This window comes from Polaromonas sp. YR568 (assembly GCF_943369675.1).
Taxonomy (GTDB): domain Bacteria; phylum Pseudomonadota; class Gammaproteobacteria; order Burkholderiales; family Burkholderiaceae_C; genus Polaromonas.
In genome coordinates, this window is sequence record NZ_CALROB020000002.1 from 53,150 (window position 1) to 73,502 (window position 20,353).

General features: G+C 64.9%; 24 protein-coding genes. 13 read left to right on the forward strand and 11 right to left on the reverse strand.

The genetic code is table 11. The annotated features are described in order from the left end of the window. Nucleotides 1–12: 12 nt before the first annotated feature. The 4 genes from ACLV8F_RS01345 to ACLV8F_RS01360 all read right to left on the reverse strand — a co-directional run bounded on the left by ACLV8F_RS01345 (nt 13) and on the right by ACLV8F_RS01360 (nt 4,070). Nucleotides 13–1,215 (reverse strand): efflux RND transporter periplasmic adaptor subunit, encoded by a 1,203-nt coding sequence (locus ACLV8F_RS01345; protein ID WP_411882446.1) that lies wholly within the window; start codon nt 1,213–1,215, stop codon nt 13–15. Next, nucleotides 1,212–1,907 carry a TetR/AcrR family transcriptional regulator gene (locus ACLV8F_RS01350; protein WP_411882447.1) on the reverse strand — a complete coding sequence of 232 codons (696 nt, stop codon included), beginning with the start codon at nt 1,905–1,907 and terminating at the stop codon, nt 1,212–1,214. The genes ACLV8F_RS01345 and ACLV8F_RS01350 overlap by 4 nt, the downstream gene beginning before the upstream one ends. Nucleotides 1,908–2,071: 164 nt before the next feature. Beyond that, complete coding sequence (locus ACLV8F_RS01355; protein ID WP_411882448.1) at nt 2,072–2,851, reverse strand: YdcF family protein; 780 nt, start codon at nt 2,849–2,851, stop codon at nt 2,072–2,074. Between the two features lie 22 nt (nt 2,852–2,873). Continuing rightward, a complete protein-coding gene (locus ACLV8F_RS01360; RefSeq protein WP_411882449.1) occupies nt 2,874–4,070 on the reverse strand; it encodes an acyl-CoA dehydrogenase in 1,197 nt (398 codons plus the stop codon). Between the two features lie 147 nt (nt 4,071–4,217). Here ACLV8F_RS01360 and ACLV8F_RS01365 point away from each other — a divergent pair, with 147 nt between their 5' ends. Beyond that, nucleotides 4,218–5,144 (forward strand): LysR family transcriptional regulator, encoded by a 927-nt coding sequence (locus ACLV8F_RS01365; RefSeq protein WP_411882450.1) that lies wholly within the window; start codon nt 4,218–4,220, stop codon nt 5,142–5,144. A 67-nt stretch (nt 5,145–5,211) separates the two neighbouring features. After that, complete coding sequence (gene msrA, locus ACLV8F_RS01370; protein WP_411882451.1) at nt 5,212–5,751, forward strand: peptide-methionine (S)-S-oxide reductase MsrA; 540 nt, start codon at nt 5,212–5,214, stop codon at nt 5,749–5,751. A 9-nt stretch (nt 5,752–5,760) separates the two neighbouring features. On the opposite strand, the gene ACLV8F_RS01375 is transcribed toward msrA, so the two are convergent. Together ACLV8F_RS01375 and ACLV8F_RS01380 are read right to left on the reverse strand one after the other, a co-directional pair. Beyond that, a complete protein-coding gene (locus tag ACLV8F_RS01375; protein ID WP_411882452.1) occupies nt 5,761–6,273 on the reverse strand; it encodes an SRPBCC family protein in 513 nt (170 codons plus the stop codon). Next, nucleotides 6,260–6,622: an ArsR/SmtB family transcription factor gene (locus ACLV8F_RS01380; RefSeq protein ID WP_411882453.1), complete on the reverse strand. Its 363-nt coding sequence runs from the start codon at nt 6,620–6,622 to the stop codon at nt 6,260–6,262. The genes ACLV8F_RS01375 and ACLV8F_RS01380 overlap by 14 nt, the downstream gene beginning before the upstream one ends. 251 nt (nt 6,623–6,873) lie before the next feature. Between ACLV8F_RS01380 and ACLV8F_RS01385 the strand changes: the two genes are divergently transcribed. Further along, nucleotides 6,874–8,448, forward strand: coding sequence for a Fic family protein (locus ACLV8F_RS01385; protein WP_411882454.1), 1,575 nt, complete (start codon nt 6,874–6,876; stop codon nt 8,446–8,448). A gap of 139 nt (nt 8,449–8,587) precedes the next feature. Here ACLV8F_RS01385 and ACLV8F_RS01390 read toward each other — a convergent pair whose 3' ends face one another. Further along, nucleotides 8,588–9,559: a succinylglutamate desuccinylase/aspartoacylase family protein gene (locus tag ACLV8F_RS01390; protein ID WP_411882455.1), complete on the reverse strand. Its 972-nt coding sequence runs from the start codon at nt 9,557–9,559 to the stop codon at nt 8,588–8,590. A gap of 173 nt (nt 9,560–9,732) precedes the next feature. Between ACLV8F_RS01390 and ACLV8F_RS01395 the strand changes: the two genes are divergently transcribed. Together ACLV8F_RS01395 and ACLV8F_RS01400 are read left to right on the forward strand one after the other, a co-directional pair. Beyond that, a complete protein-coding gene (locus tag ACLV8F_RS01395; RefSeq protein WP_411882456.1) occupies nt 9,733–10,113 on the forward strand; it encodes a hypothetical protein in 381 nt (126 codons plus the stop codon). A 107-nt stretch (nt 10,114–10,220) separates the two neighbouring features. Continuing rightward, nucleotides 10,221–10,490 (forward strand): hypothetical protein, encoded by a 270-nt coding sequence (locus ACLV8F_RS01400; RefSeq protein WP_411882457.1) that lies wholly within the window; start codon nt 10,221–10,223, stop codon nt 10,488–10,490. Between the two features lie 8 nt (nt 10,491–10,498). Here the strand turns inward: ACLV8F_RS01400 and ACLV8F_RS01405 are convergent, their stop codons facing one another. From ACLV8F_RS01405 to ACLV8F_RS01420, 4 genes are read right to left on the reverse strand one after another with little or no spacing between them, the layout of a single operon-like run. Next, nucleotides 10,499–11,410, reverse strand: a complete 912-nt coding sequence (locus ACLV8F_RS01405; protein WP_411882458.1) for a metal ABC transporter substrate-binding protein — start codon at nt 11,408–11,410, stop codon at nt 10,499–10,501. A 44-nt stretch (nt 11,411–11,454) separates the two neighbouring features. Next, a complete protein-coding gene (locus ACLV8F_RS01410) occupies nt 11,455–12,369 on the reverse strand; it encodes a metal ABC transporter permease (RefSeq protein ID WP_411882459.1) in 915 nt (304 codons plus the stop codon). Further along, a complete protein-coding gene (locus tag ACLV8F_RS01415; RefSeq protein WP_411882460.1) occupies nt 12,369–13,106 on the reverse strand; it encodes a metal ABC transporter ATP-binding protein in 738 nt (245 codons plus the stop codon). Before ACLV8F_RS01415 ends, ACLV8F_RS01410 begins: the two co-directional genes overlap by 1 nt. Further along, the gene (locus tag ACLV8F_RS01420; RefSeq protein WP_411882461.1) at nt 13,100–13,231 is read right to left on the reverse strand and encodes a hypothetical protein; all 132 of its coding nucleotides are present in this window, start codon (nt 13,229–13,231) and stop codon (nt 13,100–13,102) included. Before ACLV8F_RS01420 ends, ACLV8F_RS01415 begins: the two co-directional genes overlap by 7 nt. A gap of 207 nt (nt 13,232–13,438) precedes the next feature. On the opposite strand from ACLV8F_RS01420, the gene ACLV8F_RS01425 reads away from it, so the two are divergent. From ACLV8F_RS01425 to ACLV8F_RS01460, 8 genes are all read left to right on the forward strand, one after another. Continuing rightward, nucleotides 13,439–13,972 (forward strand): Fur family transcriptional regulator, encoded by a 534-nt coding sequence (locus ACLV8F_RS01425; protein ID WP_411882462.1) that lies wholly within the window; start codon nt 13,439–13,441, stop codon nt 13,970–13,972. Then, nucleotides 13,969–14,625 carry an ABC transporter ATP-binding protein gene (locus tag ACLV8F_RS01430; protein ID WP_411882463.1) on the forward strand — a complete coding sequence of 219 codons (657 nt, stop codon included), beginning with the start codon at nt 13,969–13,971 and terminating at the stop codon, nt 14,623–14,625. Before ACLV8F_RS01425 ends, ACLV8F_RS01430 begins: the two co-directional genes overlap by 4 nt. Beyond that, nucleotides 14,622–15,824 (forward strand): ABC transporter permease, encoded by a 1,203-nt coding sequence (locus tag ACLV8F_RS01435; RefSeq protein ID WP_411882464.1) that lies wholly within the window; start codon nt 14,622–14,624, stop codon nt 15,822–15,824. Before ACLV8F_RS01430 ends, ACLV8F_RS01435 begins: the two co-directional genes overlap by 4 nt. Nucleotides 15,825–15,831: 7 nt before the next feature. Further along, the gene (locus ACLV8F_RS01440) at nt 15,832–16,125 is read left to right on the forward strand and encodes a hypothetical protein (RefSeq protein ID WP_411882465.1); all 294 of its coding nucleotides are present in this window, start codon (nt 15,832–15,834) and stop codon (nt 16,123–16,125) included. 51 nt (nt 16,126–16,176) lie between these two features. Further along, entirely contained in the window at nt 16,177–16,746 is a 570-nt protein-coding gene (locus ACLV8F_RS01445; protein WP_411882466.1) for a DUF3299 domain-containing protein, read from the forward strand. A 10-nt stretch (nt 16,747–16,756) separates the two neighbouring features. Next, the gene (locus ACLV8F_RS01450; RefSeq protein ID WP_411882467.1) at nt 16,757–17,164 is read left to right on the forward strand and encodes a hypothetical protein; all 408 of its coding nucleotides are present in this window, start codon (nt 16,757–16,759) and stop codon (nt 17,162–17,164) included. 80 nt (nt 17,165–17,244) lie between these two features. Beyond that, a complete protein-coding gene (locus ACLV8F_RS01455; protein WP_411882468.1) occupies nt 17,245–19,335 on the forward strand; it encodes a TonB-dependent receptor in 2,091 nt (696 codons plus the stop codon). A gap of 49 nt (nt 19,336–19,384) precedes the next feature. Next, nucleotides 19,385–20,347, forward strand: a complete 963-nt coding sequence (locus tag ACLV8F_RS01460) for an AEC family transporter (protein ID WP_411882469.1) — start codon at nt 19,385–19,387, stop codon at nt 20,345–20,347. Nucleotides 20,348–20,353: the final 6 nt, after the last annotated feature.

Consider the following 20,353-nt stretch of genomic DNA (forward strand, 5'->3'; position numbering starts at 1 on the left):
GCGCGTGAGGCCTCAGGGAACCGGCTTGGCGGGCGTGCTGGCCGCGGGCTGCGCGGAGCCCGCCGCGGCCAGCTGCGTGAAGCGGACTTTGGTGCCTTCGCGCAGCGCGCCGATGTCGCCGCGAACGACGAGCGCGCCGTCTTCCAGGCCCTTGACGGCCACCACGGTGTCGCCGCCGGCGGCGCCGCGCGCGCCGAGTTCGACGCTCTTGTGCACCACCACACCGTTCTCAACCACCTGCACATAGGGCGCGGGTTTGTCGGTGCGTACCGCGCTGACGGGCACCGACAGCAGCGAGGCGCGCGCCGTGCCCAGTGTGCCCTGCGCGAACAGGCCCTGGCGCAGCGGCGGGGCGCTGGCGTCGCCGGTGGCGCCGGGGTTGTCAATGGTCAGGTAGGCCAGCACGCTGCGGCTGCCGGCCTGCGCGCTGGGGTTGATGCGCGCGACGACGGCGCTCACGGGCTGGCGGCTGCCTTCGATCTGCAACTGGGCGCTCTGGCCCACGCGCACGTCCATGGAGTCGCCCGCGCTCAGCGTGGCTTCGAGTTCGAGTTTGCTCAGGTCCACGATTTCGACAATTTTGGTGTCTATGCTCACGCGCTCACCGGGCTGCGCCAGGCGCTGCGACACCTGGCCGGAGATCGGCGCCTTCAACACGGTGTCGTCCAGCGACTTGCCGGCGACGTCGGTCGCTGCCAGCGCGGCCTTGTGGGTGGACTTCGCGGCGTTGAGGTTGGCCAGCGAGGTGTCCAGCGCGGTCCTGGAGATAAAGCCCTGGTCGACCAGCGCCTTGTTGTTGTCGTACTGGCGCTGCACCACGTCGACTTGCGCCCTGGCGGACTCGGCCTGCTCGCGCGCCTGGCGCACGCGCGACTGGTATTCGGTGGCGTCTATGCGCGCGATCACCTGGCCGGCCTTGACCACGTCGCCTTCGCGCACCGCCAGGCCTTGCAGCTCGCCGGGAACGCGGGCCTTGATGACGGCGGAGTTGACGGCCTTGAGCGAACCCGAGACCGGCAGGCCCTGGACGACTTCACGCATCTGCGCCTTGACCACGTCGGTGGCGGCCAGCTCCACCAGGCCCGCGTCCTTGACGGCGCTGCTGGCGGCCAGTGCCTGCTGCTGCGCCTTGCGCGCGGACAGCGCGCGCAGCACGCCCACCGCAATCAGCAGCACGATGAGCCCGGCGACAGCCCACTTGATCCAGCGCTTCATGCCACGGCTTTCCGGTTCGCCCGTGCAGCGACGGCCGGCGTGGAGATGCCGTTCAGGATGGTGTCCACCTGGAAGGCGATGTATTTTTTGGGATCCATCTCCCTGTCGCTGCTCACACACACGCCGGCGGAGTGCCGGGACAGGGTCAGGAAGATCATGGGCGCGACCACCAGGTAGACGGCGTAGTCCAGGTCCATGGGGCGGAACTCGCCGCGGTCCATGCCGCGCTGCAGGATGCTGCGGATCAGCGCCTGGCCGGGCATGATGACTTCCTGCTGGTAGAAGGCCGCGATGTCGGGGAAATTCTTGGCCTCGCTCATCATCAGCTTGGTCAGGCCCGAAGCGCGCGTCAGGCCCACCCGTTCCCACCAGCTGTTCATGCAGTAGGCCAGCAATTCGGGGGTGGTGCCTTCAAAGACGTCGAGTTCGGCGCGCCATTCGGTGAAGCGGCCCGAGATGTTTTCGCGCACCACGGCCTTGAACAGCTCTTCCTTGCTCTGGAAGTAGAGGAACAGCGTGCCCTTGGACACACCGGCGCGGGCCGCGACTTCCTCCGCGCGCGTGGCGGCAAAGCCTTTTTCCACAAAAAGGTCGAGCGCGGCATCGAGCAATTCGCCCGGGCGTGCTTCCTTGCGGCGTTCACGTTTGGCGGCGACCGCGGTGGTGTCGCTGAAGAGTTTGGAAAGTGACATAGTTACTGACTGACTGGTTAGTAATATATCTGCTTACTTTCCGACCGTCAACCCAAACCCCGTAGGCTACACCGGGGTGGTCGGGGTCCTTGCCCGTTTAAGTAAACCGGCGGTAAAGCCCCGCTGGCGCTGCTTGGCGCCACCAAGGTATGCGGACCGAGCGCTTACGCCGGCAGGAAGCGGCCCATGGCGAGGGCCAGCCACTCCCGCAGCACCTGCCGGGAGGCCTGCAGGCCCTGCGCGGAGGGCAGCCATTCCAGCAACTCGCTCTGCGCCGGCAGCACATAGCCCATGGGGGCGGGCGTGACGGCCAGGCCGGCCTGCTCAAACGCCAGGACGGCGCGCGGCATGTGCCAGGCATGGGTCACCAGCGCAATGCGTTGCACGCCGTTCCGCTGCAGCAGCGGCGCCAGCAGGCGCGCATTGCCGGCCGTATCGCGCGACTCGGATTCGCTCCAGCGCAACGCCAGGCCGTAGTCCTGCTGCAGGGTGCGCGCCGCGACTTCGGCTTCTGATTCTTTTTGTGAACTGTGGGCCGCCCAACCCAGGCCGCCCGTAAAGGCCAGCGGCAGGCCGGACTGCCGGGCCAGCCAGGCGCCGTAACGCAGCCGCGCGGCGGTGGCCGCGGCCGGCTGGCTGCGGCCGTATTCGGGCGCCACGGGCTGAACGTCGCCACCCAGGATGACGATGGCCTGCACCTTGCGTGCTTTCAGATCGGCAAGGTTTAGCGGGGCGAATTGCGGCAAGGCCGTGCGGGCCAGCCACACCGCCGTGCCGTGGCAGCTGAGCAGCGCGAGCAGCAGCACGGAAACCGTCGCCAGCGTGAGCCCGCTTCTTTTTTTGTTGCACCACGCCAGCAGCAGGCCCAGCAGGGCCAGCAACAGCAGCGAGGCCGGCGGCAAGGCCAGGCCGGCCAGTACGGGCTTGAGTGCGCCTAACTCCATGGCCGGCCGGGAAAAGCGCTACTTAATAGAAGGCCTGCAAGCCGGTCTGCGCGCGGCCCAGGATGAGCGCGTGCACGTCGTGCGTGCCTTCGTAGGTGTTGACGGTTTCCAGGTTGATCATGTGGCGGATCACGTGGTATTCGTCATGGATGCCGTTGCCGCCGTGCATGTCGCGCGCCATGCGGGCGATGTCCAGCGACTTGCCGCAGCTGTTGCGCTTGATCAGCGAGATCATTTCCGGCACGGCCTTGTCCTCGTCCATCAGCCGGCCCACGCGCAGGCAGCCTTGCAGTCCCAGCGTGATTTCGGTCTGCATGTCGGCGAGTTTTTTCTGGATCAGCTGGTTTTGCGCCAGCGGGCGGCCGAACTGCTGGCGGTCCATGGTGTACTGGCGCGCGCGGAACCAGCAGTCCTCGGCCGCACCCAGGGCGCCCCAGGCAATGCCGTAGCGTGCCTTGTTGAGGCAGCCGAAGGGGCCCTTGAGGCCGCTCACGTTGGGCAGCAGGTTTTCTTCCGGCACAAACACGTCGTCCATCACGATTTCGCCGGTGATGGAGGCGCGCAAGCTCATCTTGCCTTCGATCTTGGGGGCGGAAAGGCCCTTCATGCCTTTTTCCAGCACAAAGCCGCGGATGCTTTCCTGGCCGCCGACCTTGCCGTCCGGGTCCTGCAGCTTGGCCCAGACGACGAACACGTCGGCGATGGGGCTGTTGGTGATCCACATCTTGGCGCCCTTGAGGATGAAGCCGCCGTCCACCGGCTTGGCGCGCGTCAGCATGCTGGCCGGGTCGGAGCCGTGGTTGGGCTCGGTCAGGCCGAAGCAGCCCACCCATTCGCCGGTGGCCAGCTTGGGCAGGTATTTCTGCTTCTGTGCTTCGCTGCCGTAGGCGTTGATGGGGTGCATGACCAGCGAGCTTTGCACGCTGATGGCGCTGCGGTAGCCGCTGTCGACACGCTCGACTTCGCGCGCCACCAGGCCGTAGCTCACGTAGTTAAGGCCGGCGCAGCCGTAGCCTTCAATCGTGGAGCCCAGGAAACCCATGGCGCCTGCTTCATTCATGATCTCGCGGTCGAATTTTTCGTGGCGCGCCGCCATCAGCACGCGTGGCTGCAGCTTTTCCTGGCAGAAGGCGTGGGCGGCGTCGGCAATGGCGCGCTCGTCCTCGCTCAGTTGCTCCATAAAGAAGAACGGGTCTTGCCAGTTGAAGGTGGTTTTCATGGGTCTTGTCTCCGAAAAAGGGGGATGGGCGCTTGGTTGCAGTGTAGGGCGCGCGGCCTGGGCGGCTGCAACCATGGCTGATTGTTTGACAAGCATGAATAGTTGTCTAATATCAATTATTGATTCAACGATATTATTTTTGTATTCATGGAATTCCGCCACCTTCGTTATTTCCTGGTCTTGGCCGAAGAGCTGCACTTTGGCCGTGCGGCCCGGCGCTTGTCGATCTCGCAGCCGCCGCTGTCGCTGAACATCCAGCAACTGGAAGCCTCCATAGGTGCGAAGCTGTTCACCCGCAGCAGCAAATCCGTGCAACTGACGGCGGCGGGCCTGGCTTTTGTGCCGGCGGCGCGCGCCTTGCTGGACCAGGCCGCGCAGGCGGCCGGCCATGCGCGCGACGTGGGGCAGGGCATGGCCGGCAGCCTGGCCATAGGCTTTTCGGGCACCATGCTTTACAGCGGGTTGCCCCATATCCTGGAGCGCTTCCAGGCCGAGCATCCGCTGTTGCGCCTGACGCTGAAGGAGCTCAGCTCCAGCGAGCAACTGGTGGAGCTGGCGCATGACCGGCTGGACCTGGGTTTTGTGCACACCACGCGCGTGCCGCCGGAGCTCTCGCAAATCCTCGTGTCCAGCCAGGCCTTCGTCTGCTGCCTGCCCGCCGGCCATGCGCTGGCGCGCAAGCGTTCGCTGTCGCTTTCGGCCCTGCAGGGCGAGCCTTTTGCCGTGGTGTCGCGCGCGGTCTCGCCCGACTACCACGAGCGCATCCTGGCGATCTGCACCGAAGCCGGCTTTTACCCCGAGATGCGCTACGAACTGCGGCATTGGCTCAGCGTGGTCTCATTGGTGTCGCAAGGCATGGGTGTGGCGCTGGTGCCGGCCGCGCTGCGCCAGTCGGCCATGGCCGGCGCGGCCTTTGTGCCGCTGGATGCGGCCACCACACCTTACGACACGCACTGCCTGTGGAAGACCGCGCGCGGCGGCCATGCGGCGCTGTCGGCCTTTGTGCAGGCCGTGCAGGCGGCTTCGATGCTTCCTGGCGCACCAAACGGCCCAGGAAAAGCTACAGTGAATTGAAACGGGCGCCGGCCGGCCCTATATGGAATCGTCCACCTGCACTTACCACTACACAAGGAAACACCCTATGAGCGAATCGCAAACCATCACCCTGGGCGGCGGCTGCTTCTGGTGCACCGAGGCTGTCTACGTCAAGGTGCGCGGCGTCACCGACGTCGAGTCCGGTTACAGCAACGGCCAGGCCGCACGGCCCAGCTATGAAGAAGTCTGCACCGGCCACACCGGCAGCAACGAGGTGGTCAAGCTGACTTACGACCCGGCTGAAATCACGCTCAAGGAAATCCTCGAGATATTCTTTGTCATCCACGACCCGACCAGCCTGAACCGCCAGGGCAACGATGCCGGCACGCAGTACCGCAGCGGGATTTATTACTCGACACAAGAGCAAAAAGAAGTCATCGACGGCTTCATCCGCGACGTCAGTCAGGACAAGACCTTCGGCAAGCCCATCGTCACCGAAGTGCTGCCGGTCGAGAACTACTGGCCGGCCGAGGACTACCACCAGGATTACTTCGAGAACAACCCCAACCAGGGTTACTGCGCGTTTGTGGTCGGCCCCAAGGTGGACAAGTTCCGCAAGACCTTCGCGTCGCGCGTGAAAGACTGAGTCCGGCGCTCATCCGCCCAGGTGTGCGGCCAACTGGTCGAAGGTGCCGCCGTAGCCCTGCGTCATCGACGGACGCAAATCCTCGAAAAACTGCCGCTCCGCCGCGCTCTCTCCGAAAGGCTGCGCGCGCAGGGACACGATGGTGCTGCCGTCCCGCTCCGTGAAGCTCACCGTGTTTTCGATTTCGAGCGGGCAGTCCTCGCTGAACGGCGCGCGCGCGATGCCGCAGTGTTCGTTGGCGAACGAGTTGAGCCAGACGATGCGTTCCTGCGGGACGATCTCGCGGTAGTTGAAGCGGCCCCACATCGTGGGCGCATTCGGGAACTGCATCGCGTAATGGAAAAAGCCGCCCGGCCTGAATTCAAATCGGGAAATCTCGACGGTGCAGCCCTTGGGGCCCCACCAGTGGCCGAGCTGGGCGGCATCGCTCCAGGCTTTCCAGACGCGTTCGCGTGGCGCCTTGAAGATGCGGTCTATCAGGAAGGCCGGGCTTTCGGCTGTCTCGTCGTCACTTGCGGGCATTTTTCTTTCCTTTTGTTGGGCTGGTTTGGGTGGCTTCGGCCGATTGCAAAAACGCATCGAGCCGCTCAAAACTGTCTTCCCAGACATGGCGGTACAGCGCCATCCAGTTTGCGACGTCCTGGAGCGGCGCCGCCTCCAGCCGGCACGGCCGGGTCTGCGCCGCGCGCCCGCGAGAAATCAGGCCCGCGCGTTCCAGCACCTTGAGGTGCTTGGAGATAGAGGGCTGGCTCATGTCAAAAGGAGCGGCCAGTTCATTGACCGTAGCCTCGCCGGCGGCAAGCCGGGCGACGATGGCGCGGCGGGTGGGGTCGGCAAGTGCGGCGAAGGCCTTGTTTAGGGTATCGAGCATCATATTTCCATTTGGATATATATCTATATGGCTATATTACGGTGGTTACGGCGAAGCGTCAATTGCGGCTGCCGGCCGCGTTGTTACAAATTGCAGCGTGCTGTCACTCCCTGCGACATAAGGTCTTTCTCGATGGGGGCTGGTGTCACCAGCGAAGTTGGGGAGAATAACAGAATAGATTTTTTCTGAATATCAGAGTAGATTTTTATTGAATACCAGAGTAAAATTTCAATAAATAACAGAATAAATTTATGACCCAGTCTGCTGCAAAAAAAGGCAACCCCGAGCTGGCCGCAGCCCTGCGTGTTCTCAAGCGGCTGCAAGAAAAACACCAGGGTGTGGTCGAAGCATCAGACCTCTCCGAGGGGCACCGAGATTTGCTGACGGATACGGGGTTTTTGAGGCCTATCATGAAGGGCTGGTACGTCTGCGGCAACCCTCGCGACGGCGCTGGTGACACCACGTCCTGGTACGCCACTTTTTGGGCCTTCGTGTCGGGCTATCTGGGCAAACGATTCGGGAAGCGCTACTGCCTGAATCCCGAAGCCTCGCTGATGCTCCACACCGGCAACACCACAGTTCCCCGTCAGGTTACGTGCGTCACTATCGAGAGCGGGAATTCCAAGGTCGATTTGCCTTTTTCCACCTCGCTGCTCACCTACCCTCAGCCCAAGAACGTGCCGTCCTCGCGCGTGGAGGTCCGAGGCCTGCAGGTTTGGCCGGTGAATGAAGCGCTGTGCATGACAGGCCCGCAGTTCTTCGTGAACAACCCCCGCGAGGCCGAGATCGCGCTGGCCATGGTGCGCAATGCCTCTGAGCTGCTCACGACACTGCTGGCGGGCGACATGATGGTGACGGCGGCCGCCCGCCTGGCCGGCGCCTTCCAGTTCGTCAAACGCCCTGACGACGCCGACAGGATCGTGAAGGCCTTCGCCCAGGTGAGGGTCAACCTCAAGCCGGTGAATCCCTTCAAGCTCCCCGAACCGACTCTTGAGCCGACCCGTGATCGCTCACCTTACGTGCTGCGCCTGCGGTCCATGTGGGCGGGCTGGCGTCAGGATGTCATTGACGTCTTCCCTCCGGCGCCGGGGCTTACGGGCACGGCCGACGAATACCTTGCGCAGGTCGAGGAGCGCTATGTCTCTGATGCCTACAACTCCCTGTCGATCGAAGGTTACCGCGTCACCGACGAGCTCATTGAGCGGGTGGCGCGGGGCGACTGGGACCCTGACGGAGACCCGGAGCACAACAAGACGAAAGACGCGCTGGCCGCGCGTGGATATTTTCAGGCCTTTCGCGCCGTCAAGCACAGCATCGGCAAGGTGCTGGGGGGCGAGGACGCCGGGGCCGTGGTTGGTCGCGATCACCACGATTGGTATGCCGAGCTGTTCGGGCCGGCGGCTACCGCCGGCATTGTTGAGCGCAGCCAGCTGGCCGGCTATCGGCGCGGCCCGATCTTCATCCGGAACTCGATGCACACACCTGTGCCGCGCGAAGCCATCCTGGACTCGCTGGAAGCCCTCTGGGATCTGCTGAAGGCGGAGTCCGAGGCGTCGGTTCGCGCGGTACTGGGACATCACCTTTTCGTGTTCATTCATCCCTATTTCGACGGAAATGGCCGCATCGGCCGGTTCCTGATGAATGCCCTGCTGGCCTCCGGCGGCTACCCCTGGACAGTAATCCGGGTGAGCCGGCGCGACGAGTACATGAAGGCCCTGGAAGCCGCGAGCGTGGAGGGTCGGATCACCCCTCTGGCCGAATTCATCGCCCAGGAGATGGCTGAATGGTCTCCCGAGCGCGAACACAAGCCGGGAACCAAGGCATGAGTCATCACATGTCCCCACAGGAATGGGTACCGTAAGGGACAGGTTTTACCGTTTCCGCACGATTTTCCGAATAGTCCAAATATAGATATAGCGGCTAACGGTTAACGGCTCAATGCCTGCGGCTGCAACCGCTTTGACTTCAGGCCCTGCGCTGCGCGAAATAAAACCATTCTTGGCCCACCTCGCCGCGCGGGTTGGGAAACACCACAAAGCCATCGGCCGGCGCGGTGATGGCTTCGCCGCCGTGCCGCGTGCCTATCGCTTCGCCAGCTTTCACCGCGTCAAAGCTGCGCCACTCGCGGGTGAAGCTGTCGCCCTCATGTTCGCGGTCCATCACGTCGACCAGGCGCAGGATTTCACGCTCCATAGGAACCGGTGCGGCCGCTTGCGCGATCAAGCCCAGCAAGCCCAGTGTTTGCAAGATCGCATAACGCGCCACCTGCACCGCCTGCGGGTCTTCATGCTGGCCGCATTCCAGCGTCACGCCGTAGCCGCCGCGCGAGCGCATGTACTCGGTCGTGCCCACGCCATAGTTGGGGTCCGTCACCAGGCTTTGCGCGCGGCTTGCGCCGCTCGCTTCCGCCAGCGCCGTGCGCCGCTTCACGCCGCGCGCATAAGTCTCAAGCCAGCCTTCAACGATGCGGTGCGGCCCGGTGTGCAGCGCCAGTTGCATTTCCTCGGGCGCGTGGGTAAAGGGCTCCAGCGCGCCCTGGTTGTTCTGCGGGCCGATCATCACAAAAGGCGCACCGCCCGTGTGGAAGGAATGCAAATCCAGCAGCACGTCGTGCGCATCCAGCAACGGGCACAGCACGTTGGCGATGCGGTCTTCAAAGTCCTGCGGGATCGCGCTGGGTGCCATGTTGCGATTCAGGTTGCGCTCGCCCATGCGTTGCTTGAGCCGGTAGGCCAGCGGATTGGTCACCGGCACAAAGGTCACGGTGCCGCGCTCAATGGCCAGCGCACCGCCGTCGATTTCTTCCAGCAGCTGCGTGATGGCCCGCGTGCCGCAGGTTTCGTTGCCGTGCACCGCGCCGGTGACCAGCAGGCGCGGGCCGGGGGCCAGGCCGTGGTAGGTGTGGGTGCGCAGGTGGGTGGGGTGTTGGGTGGTCATGGTGAATACGGGGTGGAGGAGGGCTTGATGGCGTCGGGTGACGTCGCGCCTATGTGACGTTATAGCGCAGCCGCGCATGGATGGCCGGAATCCCCGGTATACATTAGCCTGCATCGCGGTCATGCCGCAGCGCGGCAAACAGCACGGAACACGCACACGAAAGGCCAGCCGGTATGCACACAGCTTGCAAAGCCCTCTTCCTGGTCCTGCTCATCAGCTTGGCGCTCTTCACCGTTGCCTTCGGCACTCCGGTCCTGAGCATGTTCACCTCGGCCAAAGTGCTGGGATGGGTGGGCTGCTCGTCGGCCGGCTTTGACACGCCGGCCATCCGTTGCAACTACAGCGGTGGCGGTGCGGTGAGCGAGCGCTTCGGGCCGCTGAGCTATTGGTTCACCACATTGCTGGCGCCTTATTTTCTGGTCAAGCACTTCTGGGATGTGTTGCTGGGCTGGCTCGCGCTGACGCTGGTGTTTGGCGGGTTGGCCGCATTCAGCAGCGGCAAGCCCGGGCAGAAAAAATCGATTGCATGGCCGGATACGCGCCCTGAAACCTGAGGGCCCGTTTGCCCTTGCCTGACAACTGAAACAACTCGTGAGGCCCGCGGTCCTGCAAGGTTTGCCGCCTATCATGGACACGGTGTTTTTTCAGATACGGAGGCATCATGGACGCTGACCTGGACGGCTTGTCGCGTGAACAACTCATAGTGGAAGTGAAGAAGCTGCGGCAAGGTATTCGCGAGCACCGCGACAGCACGGGCCATGAATTGTGCTGGCACCATCCCGCGCTGTGGGCGCTGCTGCCGGAAAAATCCGACCCGCTTCCCGTGGTGCCCGATTGGCCGCAGTTCCTGCGGGGCTGCCTGCACTACCGGCAATCGCTCGACGAGCAATTGCCCCTGGCCCCCAGGAGCGACAAGCCCTACCGCAGCTAAAGGCCCGGTCAGTTCTGTTTCATTCCCGATACCAGCTGCGTCACGTTGTGCCGCATCAGCCTGAGGTAGGTATCGGCCGGGCCGCCCGAAGCCGACAGGGCATCGACATAAAGCTCGGGCCCCACCGTCACGCCCGCATCCTTGCTCAATTGGGCCAGCAGCTTGGGGTTGCTCATGTTTTCCACAAACACGGCCTTGATCTTTTCGCGCTGGATCTGCCTGATCAGTTGGGCGACTTCTTTGGCGCTGGGCTCGGCTTCGGTTGAAAGGCCTTGCGGCGCGAGGAAGCCGACCTGGTAGTGGGCGCCGAAATAGCCGAAGGCGTCATGCGAGGTGATCACCTTGCGTTTGGCGGCCGGGATGGCGGCGAACTGTTCTTTGGCCCATGCGTCCAGCGCCTGCAGTTCTTTGACGTAGGCCTCGCTGTTTGCCTGGTAGCTTGAGGCGCTGGCCGGATCGAGTTGGCCCAATGCCGCGGCGATGTTGCGCACATAGACCATGACCAGGGTCGGGTCCTGCCAGGCGTGGGGGTCGGTTTCCGCGTGGCTGTGGCCTTTTTCGGAGGGCAGGGTGCGGGGCTTGACGCCCTGCGACGCGACGACGCTCCGGCCTTTGTAGCCGGCGGATTGGACCAGCTTTTGTGCCCAGGGCTCAAAGCCCAGGCCGTTGGTCACCAGCAGCCTGGTTTGCAGGATGTTTTTGGCGTCCTGCGGTTTGGGTTCGAACACATGGGCGTCCTCATCAGGGCCTACCAGGGTGGTGACGGACACCCGCTCACCGCCGACCACGCGCACCAGGTCGCCAAGGATGCTGAAGCTGGCGAGCACCGGCAATTTGTCGGCGGCGTGGCTGGTGGCGGCCACCGCGAAAAGCGCGAGCGCCGCCAGCTGGGTGATGAATTTGCTAAGAGGGATTTTCATGAGGTGCCTTGGAGTGAGGAAAAAAGAAGAGAGAAAAAGAAGATTCACGCGGCGCGGTGCCTGCGATGGAGCGCACGCGGCAACCAGCCGCCGGGCGCCAGCAGCAAGGAGGCAAAGTACAGCGCGCCCGCGCAGCCGATGATGGTGGGGCCGGAGGGTGTGTCGAGGTGGTAAGACAGCAGCAAGCCGAGGTAGCCGGCCAGCATGGCCTGCAGGCTGGCGTTGACGAGTTGCGCGGGCAGGGTGTCGTGCCAGAGCCTGCTGGAGACGGCGGGCAGCATCATCAGGCCCACGGCCATCAGCGTGCCCAGGGTCTGGAACCCCGCCACCAGGTTGACGACCACCAGCATCAAAAAGCCCTGTTGCCACACCCAGGGCCTCAAACCCCGGCGGCCGGCCGCGCTTAAAAACACCGGGTCAAAACTCTCCAGCACCAGGCCGCGGTAAGCGGCGGCCAGCGCCAGCACGCTCACGCTCGCCACCGTGGCCACCAGCAACAAGCCGGGCGTGTCGACCCCCAGCGCGCTGCCAAAGAGGATGTGCAGCAGGTCGAGCTGCGTGCCGTGGCCGGAGATCAGCGTGACGCCCAGCGCCAGGGCCACCAGGTAGATGGCGGCCAGGCTGGCGTCCTCCTTCAGCACGGTGGAGCGGCTGACAAACCCGGCGAGCGCGGCCACCAGCATGCCGGCGATGACGCCGCCCGCCGCCATCGCGGTGAGAGACAGGCCGCACAGCATGAAGCCGATGGCGACGCCGGGCAGGATGGCGTGGCTGAGCGCGTCTCCCAGCAGGCTCATGCGCCGCAGGCTCAGGAAAACGCCCAGCGGTGCGGCACTGAGCGACAGCGCCAGCGTGGCCACCAGGGCCCGGCGCATGAAGGCAAACTCGGCAAACGGGGCCGCCAGCAGCTTCCAGGCGCCCAAGGCCACGCTCTGGTGGAGATTCAGGCCGGCGTCCATCAGGCCGCGACCTTTTCGATGCTGAAAACCTCGGCTGCTTCGTCCCATGCTTCGGCCATGGCGCGGGACTGCGCGAGCCTGGCGTCGGTCACCACCTCCGCGGTCGGCCCCCACGCGACCAGCTCACGGGCCAGCAGCAAGGCCTGCGGAAAGTGGCGGCGCACCTGCCCGTCGTCGTGCAGCACGGCGATCACGGTGCGCTGCTGCTGGTGCCATTGCCTGACCAGCGCGAGCAGCGCCGAAGTGGTTTTGCCGTCCATGGCGCTGAAGGGCTCGTCCAGCAGAATCAGCTCGGCGTCCTGCACCAGCAGGCGGGCAAACAGCACCCGTTGCAACTGCCCGCTGGAAAGGGCGCTGAGGGGCCGGCGTTCAAACCCCTCCAGTCCCACGGCATGCAGGGCGGCATCAACGCGCGCCAACTGCGCGCCTTGCACGCCGCCCAATGCGCCTTGGGTGGGCCAGCAGCCCAGCAGCACGCAGTCGCGCACGTCGATCGGAAAACCGCGGTCAATTTCGGCGAGTTGCGGCAGGTAAGCGATGCGCGCGCGCGGCACGGACACGGCCACCCGCCCAGCCGTGGCCGGCAGCAACCCGGCGATGCTTTTGAGCAGCGTGCTTTTGCCGGAGCCGTTGGGGCCTATCACCGCCGTGAGCGAACCCCGCGCGAAGTGGCCGCTTATGTGATGAAGGGCAGGATGCCGGCGGTAGCTGACGCTAAGGCCTTCGAGCGTCACCACGGCGCGGCCTCCAGGCTGGCCCAGCTGACCGCCAGCCACAGAAGCGCCACCGCAGGCACGACGGCCAGCACGCGCAGCCAGGCGGGCCAAGCCAGCACGCTGCGCGCGGCGCGGGTTTTGTTCATCGAGGGGAAGGGTGTCGGTGAGGGCGGCAAGTGATATCCCGTCTTTACAAAATTCAGGCTGGAGGGTGTGCAAAAAAACCGCTGAATCAACGCGATAATGCAACTCGATTGCAGTATAGTTTAATGAAACTGTGTTGCGTTATTCTGTGGCCTGACGTATTTCATGATTTATTGCCCGGCACTGGCAGACGGAAAACCCAAAGACCCATGGCCTCATCCATTCCCCCAAGCGGCTTCGCGGCCGACCCCATCGACACGCTGCTGTCCGCCCACGGCCTGCGCCGGACGGCGGCGGCGCGCCGTGTGCTGGGCTGGTTGCTTGCGCACCCGGATACCAGCTACACGCATGCGCAACTGCAGGCGGCGCTGGAGGGCGATGCCGATGTGGCGCTGGACCGCGTCACCTTGTACCGGCTGATCGACCGGCTCACGCAGGTTGGTTTGCTGCTGTGCCGGGTCGATGCCAAACGCGTGCGGCGCTACCAGGCCATGCCCAGCAGCGTGCATGCGATTCCGCACTTTGAATGCCAGAGCTGCCACCGCGACAGCCCTTTGTCTGGAGCGCTTTCAGGCGCGCGTTCGGGGGCCTTGAAGGCCAGCGCCAAAGACCTGGAGCGCGCGGCGCAGACCGCGCTGGAAGCGCTCAAGGCGCTGGGCTACCAGGGCATGAGCATGGACTTCGCCGTGCGCGGCGTGTGCGCCGACTGCGCCACTTCCGGATCGGGTGCGGCCGCGTCATGATCAGCACGCGCCAACTGGTTTACCGCTACGCCAAGGGCCCCGAGCTTCGCTTCGAGGACGTGGACGTGGCCCAGGGCGGGGTGCTGCTGCTGCGCGGCGCTTCGGGGTCGGGTAAGTCGACCTGGCTGGCGCTGGCTGCTGGTTTGCTGGCACCGGCTGAAGGCGAGATCACGGTGGCGGGGCAATCATTGAAGACATTGGGCAAGCTGGCAAGTGATGCGTGGCGGGCCGCCACCATCGGCTTTCTTCCGCAAAAACTGCATTTGAGCGCGGCGCTCACAGTGCATGGCAACCTGGCGATGGCGCAGTGGGCCGCGGACTGGCCGGCCGATGAGGGCCGCATCACCGAAGCGCTGGCCGCGCTGGACGTGCAGGCACTGGCGCAGCGCAAACCGGCGCAGCTCTCGGGCGGGCAGGCGCAGCGCGTGGCGCTGGCGCGCGCGGTGCTGCTCAAACCGCGGGTGATCCTGGCCGACGAGCCCACGGCCAGCCTGGACGACGAAGCCGCGTCGGCTTCGCTGGATTTGCTGCGGGCCACGGCGCGCCAGCAGGGTGCCACGCTGGTGATCGCCACGCACGACGCGCGCGTGGCGGAATTTTTCAAGGACGAAAAAGGCCTCAAGGCCTTGCAACTCGGGCGAAGCCGGCCATGAAGACCATCGCATTCGCCTGGCGTTATTTGTGGTCGCGCCCGCTGGCCGCGGCGCTGAACCTGTTGCTGCTCACCTTGGGACTGGCGTCCATCACTTTCCTGCTGCTGGTCGGCCACCAGATCAACCAGGCCTTTGACCGCGACCTGGCCGGCATCGACGTGGTGGTGGGCGCCAAGGGCAGTCCCATGCAACTGATCCTCTCGGGCGTGTTCCACCTCGATGTGCCGACCGGCAACGTGCCGCTGGCCGCGGTGAAGGAACTCGAAAAACATCCCCAGGTCGCCAAGGTCATTCCCATCAGCCTGGGCGACAGCTTTCGCGGCTTTCGCATCGTGGGCACCATGCCCGACTACATCAACCACTACGACGCGCAACTGGCCCAGGGTACGTTGTGGGCCAAGCCCATGCAGGCGGTGATTGGTGCACAGGTCGCGCAGCAAAGCGGCCTCAAAGTGGGCGATAGCTTCACCGGCACGCACGGCCTGGGCGGCGGCGGTGAAGAACACAAGCTGAGCCCTTATGTGGTCTCCGGCGTGCTGGCGACCAGCCGCACGGTCCTGGACCGCCTGGTGCTGACGGCCACCGAATCGGTCTGGCAGGTGCATGAGACCGACACCGCGCTGGACGACGACGACCGCAAGGTGCTGGAAGAAGACCGCGAAATCACGCTGGCGCTGATCCAGTACAAAACGCCGCTGGCGGCGGTGACTTTCCCGCGCTACATCAACAGCAGCACCGAGATGCAGGCCGCCGCGCCGGCGCTGGAAATCACGCGCCTGCTCAGCATGGTGGGCGTGGGAACCGACGTGCTGCGCGCGCTGGCCGGTGTGCTGCTGCTGACAGCCGGCCTCAGCGTGTTCATCGCGCTCTGGGGCGCGGTGCGTGAGCGCCGGGCCGACCTGGCGCTGCTGCGCATGCTGGGCGCGCCGCCGGGCAAGGTGGCCGGCCTGCTGCTGTGCGAGGCGCTGTGGCTGGCGCTGCTGGCCACCGTGCTGGGTGTGCTGGCGGGGCAGGGCCTGACGGCGCTGCTGGCCTGGGCGCTGCAGCTGGAAAATTCCGTGTTGATCGGCGCGATGGTGTGGCCGGTCGAGCTGGTCAGTGTGCCGGTATTGGCCCTGGGGGTTGCGCTTGCGTCCGCGCTGCTGCCCGCCTGGGAGGCCTACCGGGTTAATGTGTTTGAACTTCTCCAATCAAGGTAACTTTTTTATGACAAGCCTTCGTTCCGTCAAGACCTTCCTCACCGTCTCGCCCATCCTGGCCGCCGTTGCCGCGGTGGCGCTCAGCGTCAGCTTCTCCGTCGCCCATGCGCAGCACAACGACAAGGACAGCAAGGAAACCAAGGAAGACATCCAGCGCCACCGCGCCATGGCTGCCGCCCACGAAGGCGCGGCCAAATGCCTGGAGTCGGGTAAAAAAGACGAAGTCTGCGAAAAAGAACTGCAGGCTGCTTGCAAAGGGCTGGCCGTCGGCAAATACTGCGGCATGAAACACGTTCACTGAGCCTCGCGAAAATCAGCTCTTGAACCGGCGCCACACCTCCAGGAGTTCCGTATGCATCCCATCCTTCGTCATTGCCTGAGCCATGCTGCTGTGCTGGCCTGCGGCCTGTTCACCATCGCTGCGGGCCTGCAGGCGCAGACCCTGTCTTCGCCTGTGGCGGGCGGCGCCAAACCGGCCGCGCCCGCGCCGGGTTTTGATTTGCCGGCAGGCCAGGGCGCGGGCGTGCACGGCGCCAACAGCCCGTTTCCGCCGCTGGCGGCGCGCGGCGACGTGGTGCCCTGGTCGGTTCTGACGGCGGTGAAAACCAAGAACGAAAAGAACCGCATCCTGCCGGTGTTCAACCTGGACCAGATGGCGCTGAACCAGAAAACCCAGCGCATCCAGGGGTTCATGATGCCGCTGGACCCGGGCGAAAAACAAAAGCATTTCCTGCTGTCATCGGTGCCGCTGACCTGCGCTTTCTGCCTGCCCGGTGGGCCCGAAAGCATGGTCGAGGTCAAGACCAAGACGCCGGTGAAATACAGCATGGAGCCGGTGGTGGTGGAGGGGCGTTTCCTCGTCCTGAACGACGACTCTTACGGCCTCTACTACCGAATCACGGATGCCACCAGCGTCAAGTGAGCGCCTGGGTGTGAATCGTGCCGGGGCCATGGTCTGGCTGCTGGCGGCCGCGCTCCTGCTTGCGCAACTGCTGGGGCTGATGCACGGCGTGGTGCATGGACCGCAGGCGCACATCCATTCGCATTCACATGCCCATCACGGCGGCCATCACCAGGAACATTCCGCGCTTGCGCATGCCGAAGAGGCGGCTGAGCGTGCGGATGAGGGCGGCTGGGTGGCCTCGCTGTTTTCTTCGCACGACGGCGATTCGGACTGCCGCCTGTTTGACCAGGCCAGCCACGGCCAGGCCGCGCCCACAATTCCCATGCTGAGTTTGCCGCTGGTGCTTTGCACCGTGGCGTTTGACATTTCCCGCGGCGAAGCACTCGCCCGCTGGGCGGCGCTGTTCGACGCGCGCGGCCCGCCTTCCATTCGCTGATCTTCCCCGTTGGCTTTGCGCCGGCCGCCAGGCCAGGCGCAGCCATGCTCTTTTTGTTTTTCCCGATTCAGCGAGTCACCATGAAACCACCTTTTATCAGCCGCGCGCTCTGCGTCGCGGCAACGCTCTCTTGCGGCCTGGCGAGTGCCCAGACCGCATCGCCGGCACCCGCGTCCAGCCTTAAAGAAGTCACCGTCACCGGCAACCCGCTGGGCGCCACCGACCTGATCGCGCCGGCCGCGCAGTACTCGGGCACCGGGCTGCTGCTGCGCAGCAAAACCACGCTCGGCGAAACCCTGGACGGCGTGCCCGGCGTGAGCAGCACCTACTTCGGCCCCAATGCCAGCCGCCCCATCATTCGCGGCCTGGACGGCGACCGCATCCGCATCCTGGGCAATGGCGGCGCGACGCTGGATGCGTCCAGCCTGAGCTACGACCATGCGGTCACTAGCGACCCCATCAGCATCGAGCGCATCGAGGTGCTGCGCGGCCCCGGCGCCTTGCTCTACGGTGGCAGTGCGGTGGGCGGTGTGGTCAACGTCATCGACAACCGCATCCCGCGCGAGGCGCTGTTCGATGAAAAGGGCGGCGTGGGCGGCAAGGTCGACCTGGGCCTCGCCAGCGGCAACCGCGAAAAAAGCAGCGGCGTGCTGCTGGAGGGCGGCAACAACCGTTATGCCCTGCATGTGGACGTGTTCAACCGCGAAACCGGCGACGTGAAGGTACCGACGGACCTGGCCTGCGGCAAGGGCGGCATCAACACCTTCACCAACCGCATCTGCAATTCCGACAGCAAGGTCCGCGGCGGCGCGGCCGGCGGCTCGGTGTTTTTCGACCATGGCTACCTGGGCGCCGCCGTCAGCACCTACCGCAGCAACTACGGCACAGTGGCCGAGGACGACGTGACGATAGACATGAAGTCGAATCGTGTGGCGCTGGAGGGCGAGGTGCGTGATCTCGGTGGCTTTATCCAAAGCGTGAAGGGCCAGCTCAGCCACACGGATTACCAGCACACCGAGTTCGAAGGCCCCAACCCCGGCACCGTGTTCAAGAACAAGGGCAGCGATTTCCGGCTGGAGGCCCGCCATGCCCGCATCGGGAACCTGGACGGTATGGTCGGCTTTCAGGCCGAAAACAACCGCTTCTCGGCCGACGGCGCCGAGGCCTTCGCGCCCTACAGCAAGACCTCGCAAAATGCCGCGTTTGCCTACGAGGAATACGCCACCAGCTGGGGCAAGCTGAGTTTTGGCGGGCGGCTGGAGTCGGTCAAGGTGGAGTCGCTGGGCAACCCGCTGGTGGCGCGCTTTGCGCCCCTGACGCGCGACTTCACGCCGCACAGCTATGCGCTGGGCGCCTTGTGGAATGCGGCGCCGGGCTGGCAGCTCACCAGCAACCTGGCCTACACCGAACGCGCGCCCAAGGACTACGAGCTTTTTGCCCAGGGGCCGCACGTGGCGACCAAAGCCTGGGAAACCGGCGACGCCACGCTGGGCAAGGAAAAATCCACCAGCCTGGACGTGGGCGCCAGCTGGAAATCGGGCGCTAACAGCTTCAGCGCCAACGCCTATGTGCACCGCTTCAAGAACTACATAGGCCTGCTGGCCACCGGCAACAACTATGGCCAGGAAGACGGCGCGCTCAACCCGGCCGACCTGGACGGCGACGGCGCGGACGACAAGGACCCGGACAACAAGTTGCTGCCGGAGTTCGCCTATACCGGCGTGCGTGCGCGTTTTGTGGGCATGGAAGCCAGCGGCAACATCAGGCTGGTCGAGGGGGCATCAAGCCTGGACCTGGCGCTGCGCGGCGATGTCGTGCGCGCCACCAACCTCAGCAATGGCCAGCCGCTGCCGCGCATCGCGCCGGCGCGTGTGGGCGCCAGCCTTATCTGGGCCAGCGGGCCCTGGGGCAGCAGCATAGGCTTTGACCATTCGATGGCGCAAAACCGCGTGGCCGCCGGCCAGCGCGCGACGTCTGCCTATACGCTGTGGAATCTTGCGGCCACCTACCGCACGAAGGCGGGCGTCAGCAGTGTTCTCTGGTACGCCAGGCTGGACAATCTGACCAACCAGCTGGCCTACAGCGCGGCCTCGGTGCTGACGACCACGGCATTCCCCAAGGCGCCACTGCCGGGACGCAGCCTGAAAGTGGGCATGCAGCTCGCGTTTTAAGCAATGCCGGGAACGGGGGCGGTGGGGACCGCAAGCTAAGATTGCGCGCATGAACCAGCTTGTCTTTGAGTCCCTGTTCCCCGTTGTGTTGTTGATTGCCGCGGGTTATGCGGCGGGCCGGGCGCAATGGATCCGGGCCGATGCCGTCAAAGACCTGTCTAACCTGATTTTTTTGCTGCTCACGCCGGCCCTGCTGTTCCGCACCATGAGCCGGGTGCGCATCGAGCAACTGGACTTCAAGCCGGTGCTGGCTTACTTCCTGGCCGTCGTCATCCTGTTCGGCGGCACCTTGCTGCTGCAAGGCTTCAACCGCCGCGCCGCCGTGCTGGCGCTGGCCAATACCTTTTCCAACACCGTCATGATCGGCATCGCGCTGATAGGCCTGATGTACGGGCCCGAAGGGCTGGTGACGCTGTTCACGCTGGTCTCGGTGCATTCGCTGGTGCTGCTGACCAGCGCCACGGTGGTGCTGGAGCTCGCGGTGGCGCATGAGCAAAAGCTGGGCACCAACGACGAGGTAACCTCCGCGCCGCGGCACCCGGTGGCCACCGTGATGATGGCCGTGAAGAACGCGCTGCTGCACCCGGTGCCCTTGCCCATCATCGCCGGGCTGTTGTTCGCGCAGACAGGTTTGTCGATTCCCGCGGTGGTCGACAAGCCGCTGGAACTGCTGGCCAACGCCTTCGGTCCGCTGGCGCTGGTGATGGTGGGCGTGACGCTGGCCAACACGCGCGTGGGTGAACACTGGCGCCAGGCGCTGGCGCTGGCAGGCGTGAAGAATCTGCTGCACCCGCTGCTGGTGTTCGGCCTGTGCCGGCTGCTGGGCGTGAGCGGCGTGCCCATGGCGGTGATGGTGGTGGCCTCGGCCCTGCCGATTGGCGCCAACGTGTTTTTGTTTTCGCAGCGCTACAAGGTGGCCGAGGAGCTGATCACCGCCAGCGTGGTGGTGTCCACCGCGCTGGCCATGGTGACGCTGACCATCGTGCTGTTGCTGGTCGGCCATTTCGGCTGATGCTTA